This is a genomic window from Butyrivibrio hungatei NK4A153 (assembly GCF_000424465.1).
GTDB lineage: Bacteria > Bacillota > Clostridia > Lachnospirales > Lachnospiraceae > Butyrivibrio > Butyrivibrio hungatei_A.
In genome coordinates this window covers 177,751-193,154 of record NZ_AUJY01000011.1, presented here as the reverse complement: position 1 = coordinate 193,154, position 15,404 = coordinate 177,751, and the positions used below count along the sequence as shown (strand labels likewise).

The window sequence follows — 15,404 nt, the reverse complement described above, 5'->3', positions numbered from 1 at the left end:
ATCCTCCGAATTAACTTGCGTTAGACGCTTTTTCTTTTGATTCTTTCTCAGACACAACCGCATCGAGATCGAGTATTGAAACCAGTCCGCCGTCGTAATGGCCTACGCCGCTGACAAAAGAAACTTTTGACTGTCCTTTCTTATCGTCGTAACGGACTTTCTCAATGTCTTTTTCATTAAGTGTAAGAACCTGATTAACCTGATCCACGATTATACCTACAAGATCACCTGCCTCAGTCTTTAAGATGATTATTCTTGAAGCGCCTGTGATCACGTCTTCGGAAAGTCCCATCTTCATTCTTACACTCATAACAGGAACAATCTCGCCTCGGATATTGATAACTCCCTTAAGGAATGCGTCTACCTTTGGCACTCTCGTAATCTGCTGCATTCTTACAATGTTGTCTATAAATTTGATGTTGATGCCATACTGCTCATCATCAATCTTTATAACTATATACTGAATAAGTTCGCCTTTATCGGCTTTTTCTTTAACTTCTTTTATCTCATTCATATTCGGCTCATCCTTTCTTCGCTAAACAAATGTTACCATCAGAAAATTGAATTGGTATCAAGAATAAGTGCGATCTCACCATCACCAAGGATAGTAGCTCCGCTTATAAGCTTGCACTTATTTGTGTATTTACCCAAAGGCTTGATAACGATTTCCTGCTGTCCCATAAGTTCGTCGATAACAAGTCCGATCTGCTGGTCTCCTTTTCTTGCGATAACAACTACCATATCGTCGTCGGGTGATTTACTTGACTCTGTATCAAGCACTTCATTGAGTCTTACGATAGGTGTTACGCTTCCACGAAGATTTATAACTTCTTTATTCTCTACAAGTTTAAGGTCTGAAGGAGATACATCTTCAATACTCTGGATTGAATCAAGAGGTATTGCATACTTCTCATCTCCGACAATAACCATGAGAGCCTGAATAATAGCAAGTGTAAGAGGAAGTCTGATGATCCAGGTGGATCCTGCTCCAAGCTTGGTATTAACGGATACCTCACCGGAAAGAGATTCAACTTTGGATTTAACAACGTCAAGTCCTACACCACGTCCTGAAATTTCAGAAACCTGCTTTGCTGTTGAGAATCCGGGATGGAATAAGAGCTCTACGCACTGCTTCTCTGTCAAAAGAGCTGCCTGCTCGGGAGTAACTATTCCTTTCTCGATAGCTTTGTTCTTAACAGCTTCCGCATCTATTCCGTTACCGTCATCGCCAACCTCGATAACAACGCTGTTACCGTCCTGGAAAGCGTGAAGGAAAATCTGTCCTACTTCCGGCTTGCCTCTCTGGGCACGGATATCGGCTGCTTCAATTCCGTGGTCGGCACTGTTTCTGATAAGGTGCATCAAAGGATCACCGATCTCATCAACCACGGTTCTGTCCATTTCTGTATCTTCACCGGTCATTGTCAGTTCCATCTTCTTGCCGAGAGTCTTGTTAAGATCTCTGATCATACGAGGGAACTTCTGAAGAACACTCTCGATAGGAACCATTCGAACTTTCATGACTGATTCATGAAGATTTGTGGTAACACTCTCAAGATATTCAATCTGCTCATTAACGTTTCCGTTGCTGACACCTGAAGTATTAGCTGCGGAAATAAGTGAGTTCTTTGCAATGATAAGCTCAGAGACAAGGTTCATAAGAACATCCAGTTTCTCGATATCAACACGGACTGTTCTGTTTACGACAGGCTTGCCTAAAGGCTTCTTGCCGCCTGCAGGTCCTGCTGCGGGTGCCTTTCCTGCTGCAGGTGCGGGCGCAGGTGCTGCTCCCTGTGTGGGAACGGCTGCCGGTGCTGCTGCAGCTGCCGGTGCAGGCTCGGGAGTTTCCTCTGCTGCAGCTTTTTCTGCATCGAGGTCGAATTCTCCACATTCGCATCCTGCCACTTCGGAAACAGACTTAACTATTTCCATGACCTTCTCTTTTGACTCATCTGTAATTATTACAAGGCTGAATGAGAAATCAAATTTCTCATCTTCTATATCCTGTGTATTAGGCTCGGAAACAACAATTTCACCGATCTCTTCGATTCCCTTAAATACAAGGAAACCTCTGGCTGCCTTAAGAATACAGGATTCCTGAATATGTACGGTAACACCGAAAACATTCTTTCCCTGAGATTTAGCTTCTTCCAAAGTAGTTCTTGCGGAAGAATCAAGCTTGATAGCTCTGTAGTCACTCGCGGGATCTGCACCGGGTTCAACTGCAGGAGCTGCACTTTCTGCAGGCTCCGAAGCCTCAGCTACTCCATCGGAAGCTGCAGCTTCTGCTCCTGTATTACCCGATCTGATATCGGCGAGCGCTTTAATGATATTCTGGTGTTCTTCAGTACCTTCGTCCTGATTCTCGGTAATGTTGTCAACATATCCCTGAATAGCGTCAAGACACTGAAGAAGCACATCGATCATCTCTGATTTGATCTTGATCTTACCGGCTCTGACATCGGAGAAAACATCCTCCATGTCATGAGTAAGATTCTGCATTCTGGTATAGCCCATTGTTCCGGCCATACCTTTCATTGAGTGAGCGGATCTGAAAATTTCATTGATACAATCCTCATTTTCAGGATCTTGCTCAAGAACCATGATGTTGTCGTTTAAAGACTGAAGGTGCTCCTTTGCTTCATCAAGAAAGACACTTAGATACTGAGAAACATCCATAATCAATCTACCTCCATAAGAAAAATTGTTTAGTCATGCAAATTGTGTTTGTTTTCATCGGTAGTTAATGGAGGGGATATGGATCGTCAGATATGAAAGATTAAAAGTAAAACCCTCAATTAACACCAACACTCATTATTATTTCCTGGGCGATGTCATCAAGTTTTACAACCTGATCGACAAGTCCAGCTGTTGCTACTGATTTGGGCATTCCGTAAACGGTGCAGGTGCTTTCGTCCTGGCCGATTACATGTACTTTTTTCCTAGATTTCAGATTCTTGATTCCCTCAGTTCCATCGGCGCCCATTCCGGTCATTACTACGCAGCAGATTTCATCGTAATCAGAATCAACAAGTGATTCATACATGAAATTTGCACAAGGTCTTACGCCTTCTCTGGTCGGTCCATCCATATAGTGGATAACACTTTTTCCTGCATTCTTAACGATATGCATGTGTTTGCCGCCCCTTGATATATATACCGTTCCCGGTGCCAATATATCGCCTTCTGCGGCTTCCTTAACACGGACCTCACTCAGAGAATCAAGCCTTTCAGCAAGTGATGCTGTAAAGCCTTCCGGCATGTGCTGAACTATAACTACAGGGGTTTTGAGGTTTTTGGGAAGCCTTGGTATTACAGACTGTAACGCCCTTGGGCCGCCCGTTGAACTTGCTATTGCAACGATTCTGTTTCCCGTGATCTTGCTCGCGGATTTTGTGACCAGTTCAACAACTTTACGTGATTCCTTAACTTCATCAAATGAAAAGGCTTTTGTTGAACCCGGTGCTTTACTGTTTGCAACAGCTGCAAGTGTATTCAGGAAAAGCTTACAAAACTCTTCGCCCTTACACTCAGACGCTCTGTCCGGCTTGTGCACGAAATCAAGCGCACCCAGATCAAGCGCATCCATTGTTACTTTTGCACCTTCCTTAGTATCGGTGCTGGCCATCATTATCTTGGCTTTTATTCCGTTCTTATGAAGTTCTTTAAGCATTGTGATACCGTCCATTCTCGGCATATTAATATCAAGTACGACAGCATCATAAGTATTCTGCTTTAAAAGCTCCAATCCCTCAATTCCGTCTTTAGCCTTGTCAGCTACCTGGAATCTTGAATCTGAGTTAATAATATCACTAAGAACTGTTCTCATAAGTGCAGAATCATCAATTATCAAAATTTTTTTCATAATTATGTTTGCTTCTTTCTTATTTTTCGTTCTTCCTCAAAGATGAAGTGGATAATATCTTCTCTGGAAGGTTCGTCGATATACACGTATTGGATACGATGTTCAAATAAACCCGGTCTACTTTCTAACTCTTGTACCTTTAATATGCTGCAAATCATCTCAAATTCTCTATCATTTGCCCCCCTCGGTAAACGATACGAGCAGTAAATTGTACTGCCCTCCTCGTATTGGAAGTTAGCCACAAACCGTAGCCCGCCTCCGCTTATGTCAACTATAACGCTCCTTTGGAGCGGTTTTGTCTTGTCGACGAGATATTTTCTGTTCTTTTCAAAGGCTTCCAGCTCTCCTTTTGTGCAGGTTCGGGATTTTAATTCAAGAGCACAGCTGAACCTGTAATACTCTCGTCTTTGTAGTCGTTGAAGCTCGCTGGAAAGATCGAGCACAAGTATATACATATTGTCGCTTCTGTACCTGTCTACAATCCTGGAATAACATTGAAACAATCCCTTGGTACTGTAGAAACACAAGCTATATTCTCCGTCAACGGGCAGTAGAACAAGTTTGCCTTTTTCAAACGGCATGAGGACTTCAATCCTATCATCCGAAGTCACATCCATAACTTTGCTCATATAGATGTGTCTCGTTCGCGTATCCTCATCCATCCAGACTTTACCGGCTGCCTTAAGTTCCACTCTTATCCCGGGTGAAATATAATCAGTGAGCATATAATACCTTGTCTCCAATCCGCCAATAATTAACGACTTAGTTTTCTGAAGTTATGCTTTGTCCCTGTGCTGTCTCCCTGCTGCTAAGCTTTCTTCCCGTAATAATATGTGAAAAGAAAGCCGCCATTCCTCTCTGCTTTACTTCTTCCTGACTTCCCGGATTCATAAGCTGATTCGCAATACTCTCAAACGCCTTAACCGACTTGGCATTCGGATACTGCAATGAAACCGGTGATTGTTGCATTACACTTCTGGCAAGATACTGATCCTGCGGGATTGCTCCCATGTAAGATAAAGGAAGTTTCAGATATCTGGCCACAACCGCGTTTAACTTATTAAACAGCTGCTGACCTTCATCACTTGATGAAACTCTGTTCGAAACAACTTTTACCTTAGTGTTCTCCCTCGAAAAACGCGGAGACTGGTTCAGTGCCTTAAGAAGTGAATACGAATCGGTAATCGATGTAGGTTCCGGTGTTGTAACAAGTATGATCTCACCGCTTGCCACAAGAAACTCCATTACTGCGCTCGATATTCCCGCTCCCGTATCTATTATTATTATATCAGCAATTGCATCAAGTTCGGCAAGATTAACAATAATATATACAAGATAATCTCTGCTTAAGTTGTACATACCCGAAATTCCCGATCCGCCGGAGATAAATCCGACACCCTCAGGTCCCCAGGTAATGATGTCCTTAATATTCTTACCCTGATAGATAAGATCGCATAAATTGTGCTTTGGCACAGTTCCAAACATTATCTCTATATTTGCAAGTCCGAAATCGGCGTCCAGAATAATGACTCTTTTGCCCATCTTCCTGAACTGAACCGCCAGATTTATGGAAACATTTGACTTACCAACACCGCCTTTTCCGCTTGTAACGGTGATAATTCTAGCAAGCGGACGCTGCGGCTTATTTGAATTTTTAATAATATTTCTAAGCTGTTGCGCCTGATCCATATATAACTATCCCCAAATTAACTTTTTCCGCCAAGAAGGTTCTTTACTATTTTCTGTGCATCAAATACCGCGATGTCATCCGGCACGTTTTGGCCGTTTGTGATATACGCGATGGGCGAACCCGTATGCATTCTGATATTGTAAAGGTTACCTTTTGCGCCTGTCTCATCCATTTTTGTAAAAATAAGCTTATATGCAACCATTTCCGAATACGCATCCGAAATCTCAATGAGGTCGCGGTACTTGGTAGTCGCTGACAAAACAAGATAGTTTTCGCACTCCATAAGCTCCTCCAAAGCCCTTATGTAGTTCTCAACATCTCTTATAAGCTCTTCATTTTTAAGTGAATGTCCCGCCGTATCGACCATGATGTAGTCATATTCCCTGAAATCTTCAGCCGCCTGCTTCATCTCATCGACAGAATAAATAACCCTGAAAGGAATCTCAAGTATCGATGCATATGTGCGAAGCTGCTCGGCTGCCGCAATTCTGTATGTATCCATGGTCAAAAGAGCTACTTTCTTCTTTTTGGAAACAGTAAGCTCCGACGCAAGTTTGGCAATCGTAGTTGTCTTGCCGACACCTGTGGGACCTATAAAAATCTCAGCTATCGGCTTTTCTTCACCGACTTCTTTTATAGGCTCAGACTTACCGAACTTAAGAACCATCTTCTGATAAACGTTTGCAAGCGCGTAATCAAAAGGAAGTCCGGGTTTACTTATCTTTTCAACCTCATCGGTAAGCTGGTTTACGTATATCTCGTCAACTTCATTCTCTATAAGAGTATTATATAACAATTTTATGAAAGAAAGTGTTTCTTCTGATATATCATTTTTAGAAGTTTTTACGCCATCATTATTTTTCTCGGGAACAACACCCGTTTCTTTTTCAGCTTTGGGAGCAACAACCTCCTTCTCATTCTTGAGAATATTTTTCTCCAAAAGAGAGCTGAGATTATCAAGCTTTTCTTCGATAGCGCTGTTATCTTCCTTCGGCGTAGAAACCTTGGTAGCCGTCGCAGCAGCGGAAACCACGGTATCTCTTTGAGCATTGTCAAAAGAGCCCCTGCTTTCCTGTACTTTGGGCTTTTGCGGAGTATAGGTCGTTCTTACCGGCCTTTCAGGTTCCTCCTCGAGTGCCACTGTCACTTCAATCTTCTGAGACTGGAACAGAGCCAGAAAACCGGACTTCTTAACAGGTCGTACATTCATTACGACGATGTTTCCCCCGAGCTCCTTTTTTGCCTCATCCGTGGCTTCGCTTTCATTTTTTCCAACATACTTTTTTATAATCATTTACGCAGTTACCATCCCCACCGATTGTAGTTCGATACTGGCTTCGACTTCGTTATATGAAATAACAACCAGATCTTTATAGTAGTCTTCTGTCATCTTCTTAAAGTACATACGCACTATAGGTGACGCCATGATGATTGCCTGTTTACCCGCATCTTCAAGCTTCTTGACCTGCTCTCCCACAGCAGCAAGTATAGACTTGGTTCTAGCGGGATCAAGTGTAAGATAAGCACCTGTTTCTGTCTGCTTAACGCTGCTCATGATCTCCTGTTCGATCTTGGGATCAAGAGTAACAACGCTCGTAGTCTCTCCCGGCACAAAATACTTGTTGGAGATAGCTCTCTTTAAGCTCTGTCTTACATACTCCGTAAGGATATCCGGATCGTGTGTAGACGGAGCAAAATCTGCAAGCGTCTCGAATATTGTCACAAGGTCCCTTATGGAAATGCCTTCGCGAAGGAGATTCTGAAGAACCTTCTCAATCTCACCAAGGCTCATGAGCTTAGGCACAAGCTCTTCCACAAGAGCATGATTGTTCTCTTTCAGATTGTCCACAAGGTTCTGTACATCCTGCCTTGTAAGAAGTTCCGCGATATGTTCTCTTATAATCTCCGTCAAATGCGTAGCAATGATTGACGGCGGGTCTACAACGGTGTAGCCAAAGCTCTCCGCTCTTTCTCTCTGTCCCTCCGTAATCCATATCGCAGGAAGGTGGAATGACGGCTCAAATGTAGGAATACCTGTAATCTCTTCCTCGACATGTCCGGGATTCATAGCCATGTAATGATCGAACAAAATCTCACCGTCACTAACCTGTATACCTTTAATTTTAATGATATATTGATTAGGATTCAACTGAATATTATCTCTAAGTCGAATTATCGGAACAACGGTACCAAGTTCAAGGGCAACCTGCCTTCTGATCATAACAACTCGGTCGAGAAGATCTCCGCCCTGATTAACGTCCGCAAGCGGAATAATACCGTAACCAAACTCAAGCTCGATAGGATCAACCTGCAAAAGACTTGTTACATTCTCGGGCTGTCTTATCTCTTCAGCCTGCTGTTCTTCAGGCGATGCAACTTCTCCCTCAACCGCAACTTCCTCGATAGTCTGACTCGCAATTCTTCCCATAAAGATGAATCCTGCACCGAAAGCAACATAAAGAAGCGTAGGAAGCGGTGAAAAAATACCAAGCCCCGACAAAACTCCGCCCACAAGGTAAAGAGTCTTCGGCATACCAAAGAGCTGACCGATAAGCACGTGGCCAAAATCTGCCTCTTTTGATCCCTTGGTAACAAGGATACCTGTCGACATCGATATCATAAGAGAAGGAATAGAACTTACAAGTCCGTCACCCATCGTGAGAATCGAATATGTATTGATGGCAGTATTTACGTCCATCCCTTTTCTCAGGATACCCATGGCAATACCGCCAAGAAGGTTAACCGCCGTAATAATAAGGCCCGCAGTCGCATCTCCTTTTACATACTTCGTAGCACCGTCCATAGCTCCGAAGAAGCTTGCTTCATCCTGAATCTTCTGTCTTCTCTGTTTCGCCTCAACATCAGTGATGGCACCCGTATTAAGATCGGCGTCGATAGCCATCTGCTTACCGGGCATGGCATCAAGGGTAAATCTTGCCGATACTTCCGCAACTCTCTCAGAACCTTTGTTGATTACCATGAGCTGTACGATTATGAGAATTACATAGACGATAGCTCCGACAATAAGGTCACCTCCGCCAACGAAGGAACCGAATACTTCAATAACTTTACCCGCACCGCCCTCTGTCAGGATAAGACGGGTAGATGAAACGTTAAGTGCAATTCTGAAGATAGTCGTAAAAAGAAGTATCGTAGGGAAAAACGACATATCCAGAACATCAGCCGCAAACATGGCGGTAAACATGATCACAAAAGAAAGTGACATATCAAAAGCAAGGAGAATATCCAGCACCCAGTCACGAAGCGGTATAATGAGCATTACGATAGCCGCAACAATATATAAAGCAAGACCGTAATCATATACGCGGTCTCTGATTTTTTTCGCGTCCATGCCGTACTCTCCTTTCTGTAAAAATTTCTAAATCCATAACTAAACCTTTTAAATCTTACCCTTTAAGTGGTAAACATAAGCAAGTACTTCGGCAACCGCCTTATAAAGCTCCGGCGGAACAAGCTCGCCGACTTCAACATTCGCATATAGCATACGCGCAAGCGGCTTGTTTTCTACAATCTCGACGTCATTTTCCTTAGCAAGCTCTTTTATCCTCTGAGCCATGAAATCCGCGCCCTTCGCAACAACAATGGGAGCTTCCGCTTCTTCCGCATCGTACTTAACGGCAACAGCGTAGTGCGTCGGGTTCGTAATAACAACGTCCGCCTGGGGAACTGCCTGCATCATTCTTCGTCTTGACGCTTCCATCATTCTTCTCTTCTGCGCCGACTTAACCTCCGGGCTTCCCTCGGAATTCTTGAACTCATCCTTTACTTCCTGCTTGGTCATCATCATATCCTTGGTAAACTTGCGCTTCTGATAGATGAAATCAGCGATTGCTATGATCATATACGCGATCGCAACCCTGAATCCAAGGTCTATAATGAGATTCCCCATAAGCCCGATTGCCTGACCAAGCGGCATATCATACAGAAGGAACAGATAATCATTTCTTTTTGAAAAAAAAGAAAATATAACAATTCCCATAACAATGAGCTTTAGGATTGATTTGGCAAGTTCAAAAAGCTTTCTCGTAGAAAAAATCTTTTTAAGTCCCGAAACGGGATTAAGCTTTGAAAGCTTTGGCTGCAACGGCTTTGATGTAGGCTTATAACCAACCTGAACATAGTCGCAGATAAAAGCAACGGCAAATCCGACTATAAAAAACGGTGCACACAACAAAAGAAGTGTCAACATCGCCTTATTTATAATGCTAGTGATATACGCAATGGGGAGCTGCCCGTCATAAGTCCTCGCAACATTGGGAATGTCATTGTACACTCGCGGGAAAATATTGGTAAAAGTGCTTCCCATAAGTGCGTAAACCAATCGCAAGATCACGAAAAGTGCCAGCAGGCTAAACGCCGTCGCAACTTCCTGGCTCTTTGCAACCTGGCCTTCTTTTCTGGCATCTTCAAGCTTTTTAGCCGTAGGCTGCTCGGACTTCTCGGCACCGTTCGCATCCTCGGCAAAGAACTGCAGATTGTATTTAATTAACAACGGCCTGTATTCAAACTCAGCCTCTCTGCATGCTGTATACAAATTCCTGCATAAGCTCCTTCATATTATTAAAAATAAAGTTTGACGCATCTCCCAGCATCGATACCGTGATCAGCATTACCATAAGCCCTACGATGATCTTTATCTGAATACCTACTGAGAACATGTTCATCTGAGGCGACACCTTGGCAAGAACGCCGAGGATAACATTTGTGATAAATGTAATGATAAATATCGGCAGGCTTATTCTAAAGCCGATGACAATGTAATCTCTCAAAAAGGCGACTACGGCGTTTAGCATCCTGTCACTGTGAATGACCGCGCCGTTAATCGGTATCAGAGAAAATGTATCAATAAGCGAATCCAGAATATATCTGTACATTCCCGTAATGATAAGCGAAACAATAAGCACCTGCGAATAGAGCTGACCTGTAATAGTAACCTGTTCGTTCGTATTCGGGTCAAAAAGGTTTACCATCGACAAGCCTATCTGCATATCAACAATCTGACCCGCAAAGTTAATTACAAGCTGGCACAACTGCACCGCATAGCCCACAAGAAATCCAACCGTAACCTCCTTCATAACGATCACCGTGTAACCGATAAGCGTGTTATATGAAGGCGCCGTATACGGAACAGCTCCGTACACAAGAGTTGACAAAAGCAGGCCAAATCCCACTTTCACAAGGTTAGGCGTCTGCCTTCCTCCAAAGAAAGGGCAAACAAAGATAAAACTTGTAACTCTTACAACTATTAGCAAAAAAACTTCCAGATCGCCGTATCTGAAGTTGTAATCGATCATACTTCACCTCTAGCGCACATACTTCGAAAAATCAGACCAGATAAGTGTAATAAAGCCCGAAAGCTCAGTCATCATCCAGTTTCCCGTCAGCATAATCATAAGAAATACGCATATTACCTTAGGAACAAAGGTAAGCGTCTGCTCCTGTATCGAAGTAACCGTCTGAAATATTGAAATAATAAGTCCGACGATCATCGAAGTTAAAAGAACCGGAAGCGACATCTTAATAACGAGCATAAGTCCCTGATTTACGATCGTATTGATATCCGCCATTGTTATCATAAAAACATTCCTCCCCTATCTCATAACAAAAACTAATAGAACGACTTGACCAGATTACCGATGATAAGGCTCCATCCGTCAGCAAGGACAAAAAGAAGTATCTTAAACGGCATTGAGATCGTAGTCGGCGGAAGCATCATCATACCCATACTCATAAGTACAGATGCCACAACCATATCAATAACAATAAATGGAATATATATCAAAAAACCAATTATGAACGCTGTTCTAAGTTCACTTACAATAAAGCTCGGAATCAGTACAACATTGGGAATACTCTCAAGTTCTCCGTCCCACTCGGTCTTGTTTATCTCCATAAAGAGCTTAACGTCCTTAGTCTGGGTCTGGCCGTACATAAACTGCCTAAACGGCGCCATTGCGACCTTTCCGAACTCTTTCTGGTCCATCTCCCCCTTTTCAAAAGGAATGACCGCATCATTATAAACAGTCGTAAGCGTCGGCTGCATAATGAAAAGTGTCATAAACAAAGCAATCCCAATCATCACCAGGTTGGGAGGAGATGTTTGGGTTCCTATCGCGGTTCTGGTGAAATGGAGCGCCACGATGATTCTCGTAAAAGAAGTCATCATCACAATAAGCGTCGGCGCAAGGGAAATGAGCGTTAAAGTAATAAGTATCCTCAGTGATCCGCTCAGTGACCCGTTTCCGTTGTCATATGTAACAGTAACCGTATTGGCTATATTAAGTTTTTTCAGATCGTCAGGGGACTCTGCTGAACCCGGATCCGTGATATTTGTTCGTTCAGCTTCAGAACCTGTAAGATTAGATTTTCTTGAATTGGTAGGATCGGTAGGTTTGGTATCTTCAACCACATTTTCGGTAGCAACTACCTTAACGGGTACTGCAAATGACAAAAAGAGTATCAAAAAAACAGACAAAAAGGCGATAAACGCCCCTTTTTTCAAACGACGTTTTTTAAAGATATTCTTTTTATTCTCTCCCCACTGTATACTCATAATTTATTTCTTAAACTCGCTTTTTATTTTTTCAAGAATTTCGTTAAAGCTTAACGTGCCCGCATTTTCAGGATTGTCAAAAACAAGTGACTCCTTGTCAAGTTCGCATAATGCAGTAACTTCATCCTTCCCCACTGCGATGGCCATATATTTATTACCCAGACGCACTATCTGGATATACTTGGTAGTTGAGATCCTTCCGGTCTCCAAAACCTCAATGTTCTTTCCGCTGCCCTTTTCTTTTTGATAACCGGCAAGCCACTTGGTCACATAATAAGTAAGCCCAAGCACAAGAACAAAGATTATTAAGATGGCAACAAACTGTAAGTAAGATTCGGCTGACATTATGCAAACACTCCATCTGTTTCTTTTTATATAAAAGAAATCTTGTAAAAAGAAATCGTCACTGAACAATCTCGGTCACACGAACACCGAAACTTTCTTCAATTACAACTACTTCGCCTTTTGCAACGAACTTACCGTTTACAAGTACGTCGACAGGCTCACCCGCAACCTTATCAAGCTCGATAATGGTACCGGGTGCAAACTCCAGAATATCGGAGATCGGTTTAGCAGTTCTTCCAAGCTCAACCGTAACTTCCAAAGGAACATCCTTGATGATGCCGATATTTTCCCCTCCGGCCATCATTCCGGGACCACCCGCAAACGTCTGGAACTGTGCGGGCTGAATGTTCATATTCATCATCTGAGGCATCTGCATCTGCGGCATACCCATCGGAGGGGTCTGCATCTGTGGCATTCCCATCTGAGGCATCTGCATTTGCGGCATACCCATCTGTGGCATTCCCATTTGAGGCTGCGCCATCATATTCGGATCGGGCGCTGCGGGCGCAGGCGCTTCTGCAGGCGCAGGTGCAGGTTCGGGAGCAGGCGCAGGTGCTGCTTCTTTTGCTCCTGAATCAGTAAGAACAAGATCTTTTAACGCCTTGGCAAAATCAATGGGATACAACTGCATAAGCGTTGAATCCACAAGATCTCCGACCTGCATCTTGAAAGATATCTTTACAAATGTTCCCATAAGGAACTCTGCGATATCCGAAGGATCGTCGTTGATCATATCAAGAAGTGTAGCCTGCGGTGGGCTGATATCAACCTTCTGATTGATCATTGTAGAAAGAGATGTTGCCGCCGCACCCATCATCTGGTTCATTGCTTCAGAGATAGCTGAAAGTTGAAGTTCTCCAATCTCTCCGGAAATATTTGTTCCGTCGCCACCCATCATTAGATCGGTGATGACCATAACATCACGTTCTTTCAGGATAAGGATATTTGTTCCGTCAAGACCTTCCGTATACTGAATCTGAATAAAGACGCAAGGTCTCTCATAGTTATTTATTACATTTTCCCAGTTGGCAAGTTCAACCTGGGGTGTTGTAATATTAACCTTCTGATTTACAAGGGAATACAGCGTAGTAGCCGAAGATCCCATACTTATATTAGCCACCTCACCGATGGCATCTTTTTCCGCATCATTAAGAAGCGATTCGTCTATCTCGCTTCCTCCTGAAACCGGTGCGCCGGAAGTTACCGGTATATCCGAATTATCGGAAGGTGCTTCTGCAGCCGGAGCATCACCTTCTCCACCGGCTGTTGAATCCATGCCGGATAGCAAAGCATTAATTTCATCTTGAGATAACATTCCATCCATGCTCCTACTCTTCCTCCTCTCTTACTACCGACGTGATCCTGACGGCGTATTTATCTTTCGTAGTACCGGGCAAACCGGTGAATTTGTAGATATTTCCAACGTAAACCTGCATATCCGTGTTTACTCTGTTATCAAGTCTGATAATGTCGCCGGGTTGCAAATGAACAAAGTCATTAACGGAAACATTACACTTGCCAAGAACCGCTCTTACGGGAACATCAACATGTTTGACCATAGTCTCAAGATATTCTCCGAAATCTTCATCCACGTTCTTCTGCATCGTGGAGAACCAGAACTTGGTATTAAGTTTATCCATAACACTCTCAAGCGTGAAATAAGGAAGACATACATTCATAAGTCCTTCCGTTTCACCGATCTTAATATTAAGAGTGACGATGGCGATCATGTCTGTAGGTGAAATAACCTGTGCAAACTGCGGGTTTGTCTCTATCTTTTCCATGACCGGATTGATAGAAACAACATTCTGCCACGGCTCTACCATAAGCTGCATGCAAATAGTCACAAGCTTCTCTATAAGTGGCATCTCAATATCGGTGAATGGTCTCGGTTTATCAAGTCCGATGCCGGTACCTCCAAGCATCCTGTCGATAAAAGAGAATCCGATGTTGGCCTGCAGTTCCAAAATAATCGTTCCCTGTAAGGGGAGGAAGCTTATAACTCCCAAAATAACCGGGTTTGAAAGGGCATTGCTAAACTCCGAATATGTAACCGTCTCTGAGTTAGCAACCGACACCGTAACATTCTTTCTAAGATATAAAGGTAATGTAGTAGACAAAAGCCTTCCGTAATGCTCGTATATCATCTCCAAAGTTCTGAGATGTTCCTTGGAAAACTTCGCCGGACGTTTAAAGTCATAATCTTTGACTTTTTTCTCGTCTGCGGCTTGCATCTGATCTACATCTAATTCACCGCTATTAAGTGCTGCCAACAGACCATCTATTTCATTTTGTGACAGTACTTCGCTCAAGTTGGATCTCCTTCCTCCGATAAATAGCTATCGGCGTATCCTTTTTAATAAAATGCAGCATTACTGATAAAGCACACTGCTGAAATCAACTCTGTAAATAAAGTTGGAATTGTAAAGTTCTCTTACCTTTTCAACAATTGCATCTTTTGCGGGCTGACTGTTTTCCTGAAGTTCTTCCATTGAATAACTTGAAAGTGTATCGGTAACAATTGACTTCACACGATCTCTCATTCCCGAAAGCTGCTCGGATGAGCCATATGATGCATAATCAGGATTGGCTGTATTCATGGAAAAAACAACTTCAACAACCATCATATGTGATTTGCCGTCATTGCCCGGCTTAAGATTTATGGTAAGCCTGTCCTGATTTCCAACAAATCCGAATGTAGCTATTTCATTGACTCCCGAAGGTTCTGAAGGCTCAGTGTTAAGTCCTCCGCCGACACCGCCGCTTGTTTCAAGTTCAAGCGCAGCCGCTATGTCAGAAACAAGTTTGGCCGTCTGGGAATTTGTAGTCATAACACTCAAAAGCATAAAGCCCGTCATGGCGATATTTACAACAAGTAAAGCCAGAATGATGATTGATAGTAAATTCTTTTTCATTTGAAAAATCCCCCC

General features: G+C 43.1%; 15 protein-coding genes. All 15 read right to left on the bottom strand.

What is annotated here, in order from left to right; translation table 11 throughout:
- Nucleotides 1-10: 10 nt before the first annotated feature.
- Nucleotides 11-514 carry a chemotaxis protein CheW gene (locus G628_RS0107690; protein ID WP_026654765.1) on the bottom strand — a complete coding sequence of 168 codons (504 nt, stop codon included), beginning with the start codon at nucleotides 512-514 and terminating at the stop codon, nucleotides 11-13.
- A gap of 38 nt (nucleotides 515-552) precedes the next feature.
- On the bottom strand, nucleotides 553-2,679 hold the full coding sequence (locus tag G628_RS0107685; protein ID WP_027208866.1) for a chemotaxis protein CheA: 2,127 nt from the start codon (nucleotides 2,677-2,679) through the stop codon (nucleotides 553-555).
- Nucleotides 2,680-2,794: 115 nt separating this feature from the next.
- Nucleotides 2,795-3,865, bottom strand: coding sequence for a protein-glutamate methylesterase/protein-glutamine glutaminase (locus G628_RS0107680; protein ID WP_081670603.1), 1,071 nt, complete (start codon nucleotides 3,863-3,865; stop codon nucleotides 2,795-2,797).
- A 2-nt stretch (nucleotides 3,866-3,867) separates the two neighbouring features.
- Nucleotides 3,868-4,590: a flagellar brake protein gene (locus tag G628_RS0107675; protein WP_026654762.1), complete on the bottom strand. Its 723-nt coding sequence runs from the start codon at nucleotides 4,588-4,590 to the stop codon at nucleotides 3,868-3,870.
- A 37-nt stretch (nucleotides 4,591-4,627) separates the two neighbouring features.
- Nucleotides 4,628-5,554: a MinD/ParA family protein gene (locus tag G628_RS0107670; protein ID WP_026654761.1), complete on the bottom strand. Its 927-nt coding sequence runs from the start codon at nucleotides 5,552-5,554 to the stop codon at nucleotides 4,628-4,630.
- 17 nt (nucleotides 5,555-5,571) lie between these two features.
- Entirely contained in the window at nucleotides 5,572-6,849 is a 1,278-nt protein-coding gene (flhF, locus tag G628_RS0107665; protein WP_027208865.1) for a flagellar biosynthesis protein FlhF, read from the bottom strand.
- The gene (gene flhA / locus G628_RS0107660; protein ID WP_026666838.1) at nucleotides 6,850-8,907 is read right to left on the bottom strand and encodes a flagellar biosynthesis protein FlhA; all 2,058 of its coding nucleotides are present in this window, start codon (nucleotides 8,905-8,907) and stop codon (nucleotides 6,850-6,852) included.
- 48 nt (nucleotides 8,908-8,955) lie between these two features.
- On the bottom strand, nucleotides 8,956-10,068 hold the full coding sequence (gene flhB, locus G628_RS0107655) for a flagellar biosynthesis protein FlhB (RefSeq protein ID WP_026666839.1): 1,113 nt from the start codon (nucleotides 10,066-10,068) through the stop codon (nucleotides 8,956-8,958).
- 16 nt (nucleotides 10,069-10,084) lie between these two features.
- Nucleotides 10,085-10,870, bottom strand: coding sequence for a flagellar biosynthetic protein FliR (gene fliR / locus G628_RS0107650; protein WP_026654756.1), 786 nt, complete (start codon nucleotides 10,868-10,870; stop codon nucleotides 10,085-10,087).
- Nucleotides 10,871-10,879: 9 nt separating this feature from the next.
- Entirely contained in the window at nucleotides 10,880-11,152 is a 273-nt protein-coding gene (gene fliQ, locus G628_RS0107645) for a flagellar biosynthesis protein FliQ (protein WP_026654755.1), read from the bottom strand.
- Nucleotides 11,153-11,184: 32 nt separating this feature from the next.
- Nucleotides 11,185-12,129: a flagellar type III secretion system pore protein FliP gene (gene fliP, locus G628_RS0107640; RefSeq protein WP_081670602.1), complete on the bottom strand. Its 945-nt coding sequence runs from the start codon at nucleotides 12,127-12,129 to the stop codon at nucleotides 11,185-11,187.
- A 3-nt stretch (nucleotides 12,130-12,132) separates the two neighbouring features.
- Nucleotides 12,133-12,474, bottom strand: a complete 342-nt coding sequence (locus G628_RS0107635) for a flagellar biosynthetic protein FliO (RefSeq protein ID WP_034461954.1) — start codon at nucleotides 12,472-12,474, stop codon at nucleotides 12,133-12,135.
- Between the two features lie 58 nt (nucleotides 12,475-12,532).
- Nucleotides 12,533-13,798 carry a flagellar motor switch phosphatase FliY gene (fliY, locus tag G628_RS0107630; RefSeq protein WP_026654752.1) on the bottom strand — a complete coding sequence of 422 codons (1,266 nt, stop codon included), beginning with the start codon at nucleotides 13,796-13,798 and terminating at the stop codon, nucleotides 12,533-12,535.
- Between the two features lie 4 nt (nucleotides 13,799-13,802).
- Nucleotides 13,803-14,786: a flagellar motor switch protein FliM gene (fliM, locus tag G628_RS0107625; protein WP_026654751.1), complete on the bottom strand. Its 984-nt coding sequence runs from the start codon at nucleotides 14,784-14,786 to the stop codon at nucleotides 13,803-13,805.
- 60 nt (nucleotides 14,787-14,846) lie between these two features.
- Nucleotides 14,847-15,389, bottom strand: a complete 543-nt coding sequence (locus G628_RS0107620; RefSeq protein ID WP_027208864.1) for a flagellar basal body-associated FliL family protein — start codon at nucleotides 15,387-15,389, stop codon at nucleotides 14,847-14,849.
- Nucleotides 15,390-15,404: the final 15 nt, after the last annotated feature.